Annotated in this window: 12 protein-coding genes; 4 read left to right on the top strand and 8 right to left on the bottom strand. The window is 65.4% G+C overall.

The genetic code is table 11. From position 1 onward, the window contains the following. Positions 1-502: 502 nt before the first annotated feature. Complete coding sequence (ppdK, locus tag AB7Z56_RS34380; protein WP_063985101.1) at positions 503-3454, bottom strand: pyruvate, phosphate dikinase; 2952 nt, start codon at positions 3452-3454, stop codon at positions 503-505. A 96-nt stretch (positions 3455-3550) separates the two neighbouring features. Then, the gene (locus AB7Z56_RS34385; RefSeq protein WP_014497329.1) at positions 3551-3706 is read right to left on the bottom strand and encodes a DUF3096 domain-containing protein; all 156 of its coding nucleotides are present in this window, start codon (positions 3704-3706) and stop codon (positions 3551-3553) included. Between the two features lie 223 nt (positions 3707-3929). Here AB7Z56_RS34385 and AB7Z56_RS34390 point away from each other — a divergent pair, with 223 nt between their 5' ends. Next, positions 3930-4283, top strand: a complete 354-nt coding sequence (locus AB7Z56_RS34390; protein WP_038944551.1) for a DUF1236 domain-containing protein — start codon at positions 3930-3932, stop codon at positions 4281-4283. Between the two features lie 312 nt (positions 4284-4595). On the opposite strand, the gene glyS is transcribed toward AB7Z56_RS34390, so the two are convergent. The 6 genes from glyS to AB7Z56_RS34420 form a co-directional block, all read right to left on the bottom strand. Further along, positions 4596-6695 carry a glycine--tRNA ligase subunit beta gene (glyS, locus tag AB7Z56_RS34395; protein ID WP_063985102.1) on the bottom strand — a complete coding sequence of 700 codons (2100 nt, stop codon included), beginning with the start codon at positions 6693-6695 and terminating at the stop codon, positions 4596-4598. Continuing rightward, positions 6695-7630, bottom strand: a complete 936-nt coding sequence (locus tag AB7Z56_RS34400) for a glycine--tRNA ligase subunit alpha (protein WP_063985103.1) — start codon at positions 7628-7630, stop codon at positions 6695-6697. The genes glyS and AB7Z56_RS34400 overlap by 1 nt, the downstream gene beginning before the upstream one ends. A 223-nt stretch (positions 7631-7853) precedes the next feature. Beyond that, entirely contained in the window at positions 7854-8045 is a 192-nt protein-coding gene (locus AB7Z56_RS34405) for a hypothetical protein (protein WP_071916131.1), read from the bottom strand. 104 nt (positions 8046-8149) lie between these two features. Further along, entirely contained in the window at positions 8150-9058 is a 909-nt protein-coding gene (locus AB7Z56_RS34410; protein ID WP_063985105.1) for a S49 family peptidase, read from the bottom strand. 151 nt (positions 9059-9209) lie between these two features. Then, a complete protein-coding gene (locus tag AB7Z56_RS34415) occupies positions 9210-10040 on the bottom strand; it encodes a tRNA1(Val) (adenine(37)-N6)-methyltransferase (RefSeq protein ID WP_063986626.1) in 831 nt (276 codons plus the stop codon). Continuing rightward, positions 10033-10260, bottom strand: coding sequence for a putative signal transducing protein (locus AB7Z56_RS34420; RefSeq protein ID WP_014497336.1), 228 nt, complete (start codon positions 10258-10260; stop codon positions 10033-10035). Before AB7Z56_RS34420 ends, AB7Z56_RS34415 begins: the two co-directional genes overlap by 8 nt. A 133-nt stretch (positions 10261-10393) precedes the next feature. Between AB7Z56_RS34420 and AB7Z56_RS34425 the strand changes: the two genes are divergently transcribed. The 3 genes from AB7Z56_RS34425 to fabF all read left to right on the top strand — a co-directional run bounded on the left by AB7Z56_RS34425 (position 10394) and on the right by fabF (position 13626). Further along, a complete protein-coding gene (locus AB7Z56_RS34425) occupies positions 10394-11401 on the top strand; it encodes a polyprenyl synthetase family protein (protein WP_063986627.1) in 1008 nt (335 codons plus the stop codon). A 445-nt stretch (positions 11402-11846) separates the two neighbouring features. Beyond that, positions 11847-12362: a winged helix-turn-helix transcriptional regulator gene (locus tag AB7Z56_RS34430; RefSeq protein ID WP_063985106.1), complete on the top strand. Its 516-nt coding sequence runs from the start codon at positions 11847-11849 to the stop codon at positions 12360-12362. A gap of 1 nt (position 12363) precedes the next feature. Beyond that, positions 12364-13626, top strand: coding sequence for a beta-ketoacyl-ACP synthase II (gene fabF / locus AB7Z56_RS34435; RefSeq protein WP_063985107.1), 1263 nt, complete (start codon positions 12364-12366; stop codon positions 13624-13626). The last annotated feature ends 42 nt before the right edge of the window (positions 13627-13668 follow it).

Below are 13668 nucleotides of genomic sequence, written 5' to 3' on the forward strand. Positions count from 1 at the left end.
ACGCTCACGCTACGCTTACGCCAGAAAAATCGAACCGCAGTACGTCCGTACAATTCGATCTTTATCGTCAATATCCAATTTAGGTTGCCGGGGCGTTAATCGGCGTTGCGCGTGCGGCACACTCAAGCGATTGCAGGTGTTTTCACGGGCAATGATGCACGTTGGTAAACGCCGCCTCTCGTAAAGCGGTAAACATTCGGTCAACGCGAATGGTGAAGGAACTCTTGCGCGCGCGTCTCATTACGGGACGCGGGGGGCTCCATCGTTTACGGGAACCACGTCCCGCAAACACCGCTGTCATGCCCCGGCTTGACCGGGGCATCCAGTACGCCGCGGCTTCTCGATTCAATCACTGTTGTCTCGGAATACTGGATCGCCCGGTCAAGCCGGGCGATGACAGTGAGTGTGGGGCGCTCGCAATGAAGTGTGGGTGGAGTGTGCCTCAAATGAAAGAGGCGGGGTTTAGCCCCGCCTCTTCGCATTCAACACTTCAACGCTGCGCTTACGCCTGGCTCGCGATCGCCTTGCCGAGCGCCGCCTGCGCCGCGGCGAGACGGGCGATCGGCACGCGGTAGGGCGAGCAGGAGACGTAGTCGAGGCCGATATCGTGGCAGAAGGCGACGGAGGCGGGATCGCCGCCGTGCTCGCCGCAGATGCCGACCTTGAGCTGCGGGCGCGTCTTGCGGCCGCGCGCGACGCCGATCTTGACGAGCTCACCGACGCCTTCCTGGTCGAGCGCGACGAAGGGATCGACCGGGAGGATGCCCTTGGACACGTAGGTTCCGAGGAAGCTCGCCGCGTCGTCACGGCTGATGCCGTAGGTGGTCTGCGTGAGGTCGTTGGTGCCGAACGAGAAGAACTCCGCGCTCTCCGCGATCTCTGCCGCAAGCAAGCAGGCGCGCGGCAGCTCGATCATGGTGCCGACCTGGTAGGCGATCTTGGTGTTGGTGTCGCGCATCACGGCTTTCGCGGTGGCATCGATGCGCGCCTTGACGAGGTCGAGCTCGGCCTTGGTGGCGATCAGCGGCACCATCACCTCGAGGCCGACGGCCTTGCCGGTGCGCTTCTCGGCCTCGACTGCGGCCTCGAAGATCGCACGCGCCTGCATCTCCGCGATCTCCGGATAGGCGATCGCGATGCGGCAGCCGCGGAAACCGAGCATCGGATTGAACTCCGAGAGCTCGCGCGCACGGTCGGCCAGGCGCCGCGGGTCAGTGTTCATGGCGCGCGCCACTTCCTCGACCTCGGCATGGGTGTGCGGCAGGAATTCATGGAGGGGAGGATCCAGAAGCCGGATCGTGACGGGCAGGCCCTTCATGATCTCGAACAGCTCGACGAAGTCGGCGCGCTGCATCGGCAACAGCTTGGCGAGCGCGGCGCGGCGCGACTGCTCGTCCTCGGAGAGAATCATCTCGCGAACCGTGCGGATGCGCGTCTCCTCGAAGAACATGTGCTCGGTGCGGCAGAGGCCGATGCCTTCCGCGCCGAACTTGATCGCGGTGCGCGCGTCCTCCGGCGTGTCACCGTTGACGCGCACGCCGATCTTGCGGACCTGGTCGGCCCATTTCATCAGCGTGCCGAACTCGCCGGACAGCTCCGGCTCGATCATCGGCATGCGGCCGGCGAGCACCTGGCCGAGCGAGCCGTCGATGGTGATGACGTCGCCGGTCTTGAAGGTGCGGGAGCCGATGCTCATGGTGCCGCGGCCGTAATCGACGCGGATGGTGCCGCAGCCGGAGACGCAGGGCTTGCCCATGCCGCGCGCGACCACCGCCGCATGCGAGGTCATGCCGCCGCGGGTGGTCAGGATGCCTTCGGCGGCGTGCATGCCGTGGATGTCTTCCGGGCTGGTCTCGATGCGGACCAGGATCACCTTGCGCCCGTCGGCCTGGAGCTTGGCCGCCTCGTCCGAGGAGAACACGATCTCGCCGGAAGCCGCACCAGGCGAGGCCGGCAGGCCGGTCGCGATCACGTCGCGCTTGGCGTCGGGATCGATGGTTGGATGCAGCAGCTGGTCGAGCGAGGCGGGATCGATCCGCGTCACCGCTTCCTTCTTCGAGATCAGCCCTTCATTGGCGAGCTCGACCGCGATGCGCAGCGCCGCCTTGGCGGTGCGCTTGCCGCCGCGGGTCTGGAGCATCCACAGCTTGCCCTGCTCGACCGTGAACTCCATGTCCTGCATGTCGCGGTAGTGCTTCTCGAGCAGCGTGTAGATCCGCGTCAGCTCCTTGAAGGCTTCCGGCATCGCCGCTTCCATCGACGCCTTGTCGGAACCGGATTCCTTGCGCGCTTCCTCGGTGATGTCCTGCGGCGTGCGGATGCCCGCCACCACGTCTTCGCCTTGCGCGTTGATCAGGAACTCGCCGTAGAGCTTGCTCTCGCCGGTCGAGGGGTTGCGGGTGAAGGCGACGCCGGTCGCCGACGTCTCGCCCATGTTGCCGAACACCATGGCCTGCACGTTGACCGCGGTGCCCCAGGATTCCGGAATGTCGTGCAGCTTGCGATAGGTCACTGCGCGCGCGTTCATCCAGGATGAGAACACCGCGCCAATCGCACCCCAGAGCTGGTCGTGCGGATCCTGTGGGAAATCCTTGCCGGTCTCGCGCGCGACCGCGTCCTTGTACTTGCCGACCAGTCCGACCCAGTCCTCGGCGCTGAGGTCCGTATCGAGCGTATAGCCCTGGCTGTCCTTGAAGGTGTCGAGGATTTCCTCGAAGTGATGATGCTCGAAGCCGAGCACCACGTCCGAATACATGGTGATGAAGCGGCGATAGCTGTCATAGGCGAAGCGACGGTCACCCGACAGTTCCGACAGCGCTTCCACGGTCTCGTCGTTCAGGCCGAGATTGAGCACGGTGTCCATCATGCCCGGCATCGAGGCACGCGCGCCGGAGCGCACGGAGACGAGCAGCGGGTTTTTGACGTCGCCGAACACCTTGCCGGTCAACTTGCCGACATGGTCGAGCGCCTTCTCAACCTGCGACTGCAATTCCTTCGGATAGGATTTGTCGTGTGCGTAGAAGTAGGTGCAGACCGAGGTCGGGAGGGTGAAGCCGGGAGGCACGGGAAGGCCGAGATTGGCCATCTCGGCGAGGTTGGCGCCCTTGCCGCCAAGCAGGTCGCGCATCTCCGTCCGGCCCTCGGCCTTGCCGTCGCCGAACGTGAACACCCATTTGCCGGCCTTGGCCGCGGCTGGCGCCGCCTTGGCGGGCGCGGCCTTTTTGGGGGCGGGCTTCACGGCAACCTTCGGCGCAGCCGACTTGGTCGCAGCCTTCGCCGCGGGCTTCGCAGCCGGCTTTGCAGCCGACTTTACAGCCGCCTTGGCGACCGGCTTCGGGGCGCTCTTGGCGAGTGCCTTGCGAGCCGCCGGCGCGGCCTTCGCCGCGGCGGAGGACTTTGATTTCGCTGGCGTTTTCGCTGGAGTTTTATTGGGCTTCGAGGCGGCTTTGGCCATAGCTTGCACACAACCTGCGAGAGGAAAGGGAAATCGCGCGCCTTACACCACTTTGGGCAGGCCCGCGCAAGTCGAAGAGTTCCGGAAAATGAAGGCCTAGAGATGGAGCCACTTCAACAATCCGAGCCCGATCGCACCATTTATGATGAGAAAGATCGCGACGATCAGGTTGAGAAGGCGCGGCATGATCAGGATGAGCACGCCCGCAAGCAGCGACAGAAGCGGCGAGATGTGGGCGACGGTGATGTGCATGAATTGTCTTTCCGTGACGTGAGGCGAATCGCGGCTGGATCATACCGGACCGGGTTCCGCGGGTAGAGACGCACAAGGCGCGAACAGGTTCCCGGCTTCGCGAAAACTGCCCGAAATTGCCGCTGATGCGGCAGGGCTTTTCCCGGAACATTGCGAAGGGGACATGCATTGGCAACCGGTCGCGCCAGTAGCGCCGGCTGAAATCAGTTCGAAGGAGTTGCCCATGCGGAACAGGATTCTCGCCCTCGCTGCGCTTGGCGCCGCGCTCGGCTCGCCGATCGCAGCGTCTGCGCAATCCGGTCTCACCGTTGGCCGCGCGCCTGTCGTCGTCGACAGCGGCCCGACGATTGCGGTCGAACAGAGGCCGGCATTCCGCGAATATGTCGTCGAGCAACGTGTGCCGGCCTTCCGTGTCCCGGATCGCGTGGTGGTCGGCGCCACCTTACCTGAAAGCGGCGTCACTTATTATGACGTGCCGCAACGTTTCGGCGCCACCACCTACCGCTACACCGTCGTAAACGGCGCAACCGTGCTGGTCGAGCCGCGCTCGCGGCGCGTCGTCGAGGTGATGGATTAGATTCTCGTCTGAACGCGTTTTCTTCACGCGAACCGGTATCCACTTCGCTTGAAAACGCTTCCGATCAACTCGATGTCCGGCGTGTCACTTCAATCAGGCTGGCGCGCATCGCGTAGTACGGACATCAGGCCCCGCCCGGTTCTCCCCCCGCCGGGCGGGGCTTTTTTGGGCGTCGTCTGTGCACGCTCTCGTGTCCCGGGCAAGCGCAGCGCGACCCGGGACCCAGAAGCTACGAGCACGAGGTTAACATGGGCCCCGGCTCTGCAGCGCACCGCTGAAGAAGCGCTGCGCTGCGTCCGGGGCACGAGAGCCTCAATCCTGGATCTTCGAGAAATCCGCGACCGCACGCGTGGCGCTGCGGATTTCGTTGAGCAGCTTCAGCCTGTTCTCACGCACCTTCGGATCGTCGTCGTTGACACGAACCTTCTCGAAGAACGCATCGACCGGCGGACGCAGCTTTGCCATCGCGCTCATCGCGGCGGCAAAGTCTTCCCTGGCGACAGCGGCGCTTGCTTCCGCCTGCACTTCGCCGATCGCCTTCGCCAGCGCCTTCTCCTCATCGAGGCCATAGAGCGCAGCATCCGGCGCACCGTCGAACGCGCGCTTGTCCTTCTTCTCCTCGATGCCGAGGATGTTGCTGGCGCGCTTGATACCAGCGAGCAAGTTCTTGCCGTCATCGCTCTCGAGGAACTTGCCGAGCGCCTCGACGCGGCGGACGATCATCAGGAGATCGTCCTGGCCGCCGAGGGCGAACACGGCGTCGACGAGATCGTGCCGTGCGCCCTGCTCGCGCAGCTGGACCTTCAGGCGATCGGCGAAGAAGGCGAGGAGATCGCTTGGAAGCTTCTCCGCATCGGCCGACTTCAGCGACAGGCCCGCGAGTGCAGATGCCGCCACCTTCATGAGCGACAGACGCAGGTTGTTCTCAGCGATCAGCCTGATCACGCCCAGCGCCGCACGCCGCAGCGCATACGGGTCCTTGCTGCCAGTCGGCTTCTCGTCGATCGCCCAGAAGCCGACGAGCGTGTCGACCTTGTCGGCAAGCGCGACGGCGACACTGACCGAATCGGTCGGCACGCGATCGGTCGGGCCCTGCGGCTTGTAGTGCTCCTCGCACGCGGCGGCGACAGAGGCATCCTCGCCCTGGGCCAGCGCGTAGTACTTGCCCATCAAGCCCTGCACTTCCGGGAATTCACCGACGACTTCGGTCAGCAAATCGGCCTTGGCGAGATGCGCGGCACGCGTGGCCTTCGCGACGTCGGCACCGACCAAAGGCGCGATTTCGGCGGCGAGGCGTTCGATGCGCTTGATGCGTTCCGCCTGAGTTCCGAGCTTCTCGTGGAACACGATCTGCTCGAACTTCGGCAGGCGGTCTTCAAGCTTCGTCTTGAGATCGGTCTCATAGAAGAACTTCGCATCCGACAGGCGCGGACGGATCACGCGCTCGTTGCCTGATACGATAGTCTTGCCGCCGTCGGCCGCCTCGATATTCGCCGTGAGGACGAACTTGTTGGTCAGCTTGCCCGTCTTGGAATCCCTGACGACAAAGCACTTCTGGTTGTTGCGGATGGTGGCGCGGATCACCTCTTCCGGGATCGCGAGATATTCCGGCTCGAACGATCCCATCATGACGACGGGCCATTCGACGAGGCCCGACACCTCGTCCAGCAGCACCTGATCCTCGACCAGCTCGAACCCTTGCGCGAACGTCAGCTCCTTGGCATCGGCGAAGATGATGTCCTTGCGCGCCTGCGGATCGAGGATGACTTTTGCAGCCTTCAGCTTCGCCTCATAGTCCTCGAAGCGGCGTACGTTGATCGCCGCCGGCGCCATGAAGCGATGGCCGTAGGTGGTCTGGCCGGTCTCGATGCCGTCGACCGAGAATTTGACGACATCGGGCTCTTCAGTTTCAGGCCCGAAGGTCGCGGTGATCGCGTGCAGCGGACGCACCCAGCTCAGCGAGCCGGGCTTGCCGGAGCGCGCGCCCCAGCGCATCGATTTCGGCCAGGGGAAGGTGCGGATGATGACCGGCAGGATTTCCGCGAGCACGTCGATCGCGTCGCGGCCGGGCTTTTCGATCAACGCGATGTAGAAGTCGCCCTTCGGGTCGCGCTGGATCTTTGCTTCGTCGAGCGAGTTTAGACCTGTCGCTTTCAGAAAACCCTGCACGGCCGCATCGGGCGCGCCCATTTTCGGACCGCGGCGTTCGGTTTTCAGATCGGGCTGGCGCGCGGGGATGCCGTGCACGGTGAGCGCAAGGCGACGTGGCGTCGCGAACGCCTTCGCACCCTCGTAGACGAGGCCTTCGGCGACCAGCTTGTCGGTGACCATGCGGCGCAGATCGTCGGCCGCCTTGGCCTGCATGCGCGCGGGGATTTCTTCCGAGAACAGTTCAAGCAAAAGATCGGGCATCAGGCCGCTCCGCCCGCTTCAGTATGGATCCAGGCCTCGCCGCAGGCCTTTGCCAGCTCGCGCACGCGAAGAATGTAGCTCTGCCGCTCGGTCACGGAGATCACGCCGCGCGCATCGAGCAGGTTGAAGACGTGGCTGGCCTTGATGCACTGGTCATAGGCCGGCAGCGCCATCAGGTGCGCTTCGCGCTTGCCGTCCTTCCAGCCAGCTTCGAGGTATTTTCTGCACGCCGTCTCCGCCATCTTGAACTGCTCGAACAGCATCGCGGTGTCGGCGACTTCGAAATTGTGCTTCGAATATTCACGCTCGGCCTGCAGGAACACGTCGCCATAGGTCACCTTGGCGTCGCCCTCGCGGCCGTTGAAGTTGAGGTCGTAGACGCGGTCGACGCCCTGCACATACATCGCGAGGCGCTCGAGCCCATAGGTGAGCTCGCCGGCAACAGGCGCGCACTCAAATCCCGCGACCTGCTGGAAGTAGGTAAACTGGCTGACTTCCATGCCGTCGCACCAGCACTCCCACCCCAAGCCCCAGGCGCCCAGCGTCGGGCTTTCCCAATCGTCCTCGACGAAGCGGATGTCGTGCACGGCGGAATCGATGCCGATCGCGGCGAGCGACTTCAGGTACAGCTCCTGAAGGTTCGGCGGCGACGGCTTCATGATCACCTGGAACTGGTAGTAGTGCTGCATCCGGTTCGGATTCTCGCCGTAGCGGCCGTCCTTGGGCCGGCGCGAGGGCTGCACATAGGCGGCGTTCCAGGGCTTTGGCCCAAGCGCGCGCAGCGTCGTCGCCGGATGGAAGGTGCCTGCGCCCATCTCCATGTCGTAGGGCTGCAGGATCACGCAGCCCTGCTCGGCCCAGAACCGCTGGAGCGCGAGGATAAAGCCCTGGAACGAGCGTTCCGGGCGCATATGGGCGGGCAATGAGGCGTCCATCGTCAGATCAGGCTCTCGCGGGGGGTTTTGAATCGCGCGGGACCGTATCGACGGCGGGGATGGGAATCAAGGCAAAGGGGGCGGATTCGGGCCGATCGCCTTGGTCCGGAGACGGTGCGGTAGGGTGGGCAAAGCGAAGCGTGCCCACCATCGTCACCACAATTGCAAAGGGAATGGTGGGCACGGCGCAAGAGCGCCTTTGCCCACCCTACGGCAGCGCGGCCTAGCCGGGCCGATACGCTCCGGTCACGGGGTCACGTTTCAGCTTCTGAATATCCCCGGCATGGGCGGCTTCAGCGACGCGCGACAGGCGCATCTCCTCCAGCTCATGGTTGATCCGGACAGCGGTCTTGTAGGCCCAGCGGACCACGGCAAGCCCGCCCAGGACGCCCGCGAAAGCGACAAACGGCGGCATCGGTCGATCCTTGTCTAGTGCTCAGCCCCCACGCACATTCTTGCGCAGACCGGGCCGCGCCGCAATTGGCTCGGCCCGGACCAAATGGCGCGGGAGGGTGTCGCCTAGAACCCGAATTTCGCCCAAATCGCCCGCGTCTCGACCGCCGAGATCAACTCGTCCGGCAGGCCGGCCATTGATTCCATGGCCGAAAGCTGGCCCGCACCGGGCGATTTCCGCCCCAAAAGGCCCGAGAGCAGACCGGTCGGCTGCGCAATCACAGGGGTGAGAACCTTCTCGCCATAGCGGGCACGAAGAGTTGAGCGGAGATCGCCGATGCCGTCGGCAAGCCCCAGCGCGATCGAACTCTCGCCGGCCCAGTATTCGCCGGTGAACAGGGTGTCGTCGGCGCCCTTCAGCCGCGCGCCGCGGCTCTCCTTCACCAGCGCGATGAAGATCTGGTGGATTTCGCGCTGGAGCGCCTTCAGCCTCGCCACGTCGTCGGGGTTTTCCGGGAGGAACGGGTCGAGCATCGCCTTGTGCGCGCCGGCCGTGTAGAGCCGCCGCTCGATGCCGAGCCGCCTGATTGCCTCCTGGAAACCAAAACTGCCGCCGACCACGCCGATCGAGCCGAGGATGGAGGACGGATCGCATATGATCTCGTCGCCGGCGCAGGCGATCATGTAGCCGCCGGACGCCGCGACGTCCTCGACGAACACCAGCACGGGCAGCTTCTTCTCCGCCGCGAGCTGCTTGATGCGCAGATAGATCTGGCGCGACTGCACCGGCGAGCCGCCGGGCGAATTGATCACCAGCGCCACCGCCTTGGCGTTCCGGTACGAAAATGCCCGCTCCAGCACCCGCGCGACGCCCGCAAGCGTCATGCCCGGGCGCAGCGGCGTCACCGCACCGATCACACCGGACAGCCGCACCACCGGCACCACCGCGGTGCCGGGACGGAAGCGCGCCGGCAGATATTGCATGAGCTTGTCGGCCAGGCCGGAACCCTCACGATCGTTCAATTGTTCGGCCATGCCGTTACCTCTGCTTAACCATTTCTTATCACGCGACTGTCATTGGAAGTGCCCGGAACGTGTTTTGCAGATTCCCCGTTGGGAAGCTGCAATGAGGCAGCGGAGAACACCATGAAAATCTATCTGCTGTTGCTGCTGGTCGGTGCGCTGTTCATGGCGATCCGCCTGACGACCCCGCAAGAGCAGCAGTCGGAATCGCTTCCGCAGTAAGTCGTCGCGGCTCCGCCAGCGGCAAGAGCGCCCTCCCCTCCAGAATCTCCGTCACCTGATTTTTAGGCACGCCTGACTCGTCGTTGAGCATGAGGCCCGGCAGCAGTCGCGTCGGAGCCCGGCCGCCTTTGACGGCGCGCACCAGTACGCGGATCGCGGGCCGTCCCGCCTCGCCGTGAACCGGCAGGATCGACAGGCTGCCGAAGCCGCGTGACAGCGCAGTCAAGACCTCCGCGATCCCATCGGCGCGCCAGATCAGGGTCAGCGCGCCGTCCGATCGGAGGATGCGCCGCGCCGCATGCACCCATGCATTCAGCGTCTCCTCCCTCGCAACATGCGCGGTGCGGCGCGCCTGATCGGGCGAACCGCGATGGCGCGCGGGATCGTTGAAGGGCGGGTTCATCAGCACCACGTCGACGCTGTCGGGCGCGAGGCCATTAGCCGCAAACGCCTGTGCGTCGGCCGTAACGTCGAGCACGATCGTCTCGGCGGCGATCGCATTCGCCGCCGCATTGGCGCGCGCGAGTTCCGCCAGTTCCGGATCGATCTCGACCAGGCTGAGGCTGATTCCCGCGACGCGCCGGCCAAGCGCCAGCCCGGCGGTGCCGATGCCGGCACCGAGATCGACGACGCGGTCGCCCGCCCGCGCTTCCGTCGCCGCCGCGAGCAGGATGGCGTCATGCCCGGCGCGGTGGCCGGACCGCTTCTGCTTCAAGCGCAATTGCCCGCCGAGAAAGGCGTCCTCGGTGAAGTCTGTGACGACGTCAATCATCGCCGCGCAGTTCATGGCTGAGGCCGGCCTCGGTGAGGAGCTCCCTGGCCTCCTGGGCGTCATCCTCATGGACCAGGATCCGCCGTGGCAGGATACCCAGCGAGCCCTCGATAATGCTCATGTTCTGGTCCAGCACCAGATGATGGATGTTGGCGCCGTCGAGCAGCGCGCCGATCGCCGACACCAGCACCATGTCGTTGGTCCGAACCAGTTCACGCAAAACGCACGTCTCCTGCCTGAAAGGGGCTAAAGCGGCAAATGTCAATGGTTCCGCGGCACTTGCCGCATCCGCTGCCAGTTTCTATTGTATTTGCATCAGAATAGCCCCTCCGGGGCAAATATTGGAGACCGGCGTGGCCGTCATCGTACCTTTCGAAACTCCCGGCGCGTCGATCGAACAGCTGGTTGCCCTTGTCGCTGGTGACATGGAGCGCGTCAACGCCACGATCCTGTCGCGGACCGGCTCCGAGGTCACCATGATCCCGGAGGTCGCCAACCACCTCATCTCCTCCGGCGGCAAGCGCCTGCGCCCGATGCTGACGCTCGCCATGGCCAACCTCGCCGGCTACACCGGCGACGGTCACATCAAGCTCGCTGCCTCCGTCGAATTCATGCATACCGCGACGCTCCTTCACGACGACGTCGTCGACGAGAGCGAGATGCGCCGCGGCAAGCTGTCGGCGCGAATGCTCTGGGGCAACGAGGCGAGCGTGCTGGTCGGCGACTTCCTGCTCGGCCAGGCGTTCCGCATGATGGTCGAGGTCGGCTCGCTCCGCGCGCTCGACATCCTGTCCGCGGCCGCCGCCACCATCGCCGAGGGCGAGGTGATGCAGCTTGCCGCCGCCAAGAACACCGCGACCACCGAGGACGAATATCTCGCCGTGATCCGTGGCAAGACCGCGGAGCTGTTCGCGGCCGCCTGCGAGGTCGGCCCCGTGATCGCCAACCGCCCGAAGGCGGAGCAGACCGCCTGCCGCTCGGTCGGAATGAATCTCGGCATCGCCTTCCAGCTCGTCGACGACGTGCTCGACTATGGCGGCAAGAGCGCCAAGCTCGGCAAGAACACCGGCGACGATTTCCGCGAGGGCAAGATCACGCTGCCGGTCGTGCTCGCCTTCCGCCGCGGCAACGACACCGAGCGCGCCTTCTGGATCCGGGCACTTGAGCGCGGCGAGATCGGCGACACCGACCTCGACCACGCCCTCGGCCTGATGAACAAGCACCGCGCGCTGGAAGATACGCTCAGCCGCGCCCAGCACTACGGCGCCATGGCCGTCGACGCGCTGGCGCTGTTCCCGTCCTCGCCGATGAAGAGCGCGCTGGAGCAGGTGGTCGCGTTCTGTCTGGCAAGGTCGCATTAGGCGCGAGGGCCTGACGCTCTTTCCACGTCGTCATTGCGAGCGCAGCGAAGCAATCCAGAATCCCTCCGCGGGAACAGTCTGGATTGCTTCGCTGCGCTCGCAATGACGGAGAGCTAGGCAACGGCGCATTCCCTCTCTTGTCCCGGACGCGCTGCAGCGGGAAACGCTGCTGTGCAGAGCCGGGAAGCGACACGCAAGGCTCTCCGCAACATGGGCCCCGGCTCTGCAGCGCACCGCCAAGAGGCGCTGCGCTGCGTCCGGGGCACGATAGCGGCTATCCGGCGGCTACCTTAAATCCCACCACCAGACCTGCTTTCACATACTTACCGCTCGCCCGCCGCGCACCTCACCGCCAGCCCCACCTCCGCATCCTCACCGCTCACTCTACCCGCCGCCGCCTGCCCAGTGACTTGCATTTTGCAAGCCACTCTCCTACGTTCCCGCCATGCAGCCCAAATCCCCCTCCATCCTGGAATGCCCGGTCGGCCGCGCTGTTGAGACGGTCGGTGAATGGTGGAGCATCTTGATCCTGCGGGATGCGTTCCAGGGCGCGACGAAGTTCGACGAATTCTCGCAAGGTCTCGGCATCGCGCCGAACATCCTGTCGCGGCGCCTTGCCCATCTCACCGAGAGCGGCATGTTCGTCCGCCGCCGCTATCATGAACGGCCGCCGCGTTACGAATATGTGCTGACGGAGAAGGCGCGGGATTTCTTCCCTGTGGTCGTGGCGCTGCTGGCCTGGGGCAACAGGCATCTCGCGCCCAAGGGCGAATCCATCGTGCTGGCGAATCGGAGTGACGCTCGCCCGTTCGATCCGATCGTGGTCGATGCCGCCGAGATGCGTCCGATCACCCTCGCCAATGCGGTCGTCGTCCCGGGTCCCCGCGCCAGTCGCGGGATGCGCAAGCGGCTCGCCTCGCTCAAAGCCATGAACCCGGCCGTTGCGCCGGCTGGAGACTGACATGCGTCGTATCGTCGTGACGGGAATGGGGGCGGTGTCGCCGCTCGGCTGCGGTGTTGAACTGTCCTGGCGCCGGCTGCGCGCCGGCCAGAGCGGGCTGCGCCCTCTGCCGGAATGGTCGCAGGCACTGCCCGCGCGCATTGCCGGTCTCGTGCCCGACAAGGCCGACGATGCCGAAGGCGGCTTCGACCCCGCGCAAGCTGCCGCGCCAAAAGACCAGCGCAAGATGGACCGCTTCATCCTGTTCGCCCTGCTCGCGACCGCAGAGGCGGTCGCGCAGGCCAGATGGGCGCCGCAGGATGCGAGCGCACAGGAACGCACCGCGACGATCATCGCTTCCGGCGTCGGCGGCTTCCCGGCAATGGCGGAGGCGGTGCGCATCACCGAGCAGCGCGGCGCGCGCCGGCTCTCGCCCTTCACCATCCCCTCGTTTCTCGCCAATCTCGCCGCCGGCCACGTCTCGATCAAATACGGCTACAAGGGTGCGCTGGGCACACCGGTCACGGCCTGTGCCGCCGGCGTCCAGGCGATCGGCGATGCCGCGCGCATGATCCGTGCAGGCGAAGCCGATGTCGCGATCTGCGGCGGCGCGGAAGCCTGCATCGATATCGTCAGCATCGGCGGCTTTGCCGCGGCCCGCGCGCTGTCGAGCGGATTCAACGGCGAGCCCGCGCGCGCCTCGCGCCCGTTCGATCGCGACCGCGACGGCTTTGTCATGGGCGAAGGCGCCGGTATCCTCGTGATCGAGGAGCTGGAGCATGCGCTGGCGCGCGGCGCCTCCCCGATTGCGGAAATCGTGGGCTACGGCACGACGGCGGACGCCTATCACATGACGTCGGGCCCGCCCGACGGCGACGGCGCCCGCCGTGCCATGGAGATCGCGCTGCGCCAGGCGAAGCTTGCGCCCGCGGATTTGCAGCATCTGAACGCGCATGCGACGTCGACGCCGGCCGGCGACGAGAGCGAGCTCGGCGCGATCGCCGCGCTGTTCGGCCGCAACCGCGGCATCGCGGTCAGCGCGACGAAATCGGCCACCGGCCATCTGCTCGGCGCCGCCGGCGGCCTCGAGGCCATCTTCACCGTCCTCGCCTTGCGAGACCAGGTCGCGCCGCCGACGCGCAATTTCGAAAACGCAGATCCCGGCGCTGATGGCATCGACATCGTCGCAGGCAGCGCGCGGCCGATGCCGATGCTCAACGCCATCTCCAACGGATTTGGCTTCGGCGGGGTGAATGCCAGCGTGATCTTCCGCCGGATGGGCTGAACGAGAGGCCTTGCAATCGCAGCACGCTACGTTACCAAAACG

Origin of the sequence: Bradyrhizobium sp. 482_C4_N1_8 (assembly GCF_052075965.1) — a bacterium.
Lineage (GTDB): Bacteria > Pseudomonadota > Alphaproteobacteria > Rhizobiales > Xanthobacteraceae > Bradyrhizobium > Bradyrhizobium barranii.

Bases quoted from the DNA above. Each gene is read 5' to 3' on its own strand.
- AB7Z56_RS34390 (WP_038944551.1), top strand. From the start codon at position 3,930: ATGCGGAACAGGATTCTCGCCCTCGCTGCGCTTGGCGCCGCGCTCGGC.
- AB7Z56_RS34400 (WP_063985103.1), bottom strand. From the start codon at position 7,630: ATGGACGCCTCATTGCCCGCCCATATGCGCCCGGAACGCTCGTTCCAG.
- AB7Z56_RS34410 (WP_063985105.1), bottom strand. From the start codon at position 9,058: ATGGCCGAACAATTGAACGATCGTGAGGGTTCCGGCCTGGCCGACAAG.
- AB7Z56_RS34415 (WP_063986626.1), bottom strand. From the start codon at position 10,040: ATGATTGACGTCGTCACAGACTTCACCGAGGACGCCTTTCTCGGCGGG.
- glyS (WP_063985102.1), bottom strand. From the start codon at position 6,695: ATGCCCGATCTTTTGCTTGAACTGTTCTCGGAAGAAATCCCCGCGCGC.
- AB7Z56_RS34385 (WP_014497329.1), bottom strand. From the start codon at position 3,706: ATGCACATCACCGTCGCCCACATCTCGCCGCTTCTGTCGCTGCTTGCG.
- ppdK (WP_063985101.1), bottom strand. From the start codon at position 3,454: ATGGCCAAAGCCGCCTCGAAGCCCAATAAAACTCCAGCGAAAACGCCA.
- AB7Z56_RS34405 (WP_071916131.1), bottom strand. From the start codon at position 8,045: ATGCCGCCGTTTGTCGCTTTCGCGGGCGTCCTGGGCGGGCTTGCCGTG.
- fabF (WP_063985107.1), top strand. From the start codon at position 12,364: ATGCGTCGTATCGTCGTGACGGGAATGGGGGCGGTGTCGCCGCTCGGC.
- AB7Z56_RS34430 (WP_063985106.1), top strand. From the start codon at position 11,847: ATGCAGCCCAAATCCCCCTCCATCCTGGAATGCCCGGTCGGCCGCGCT.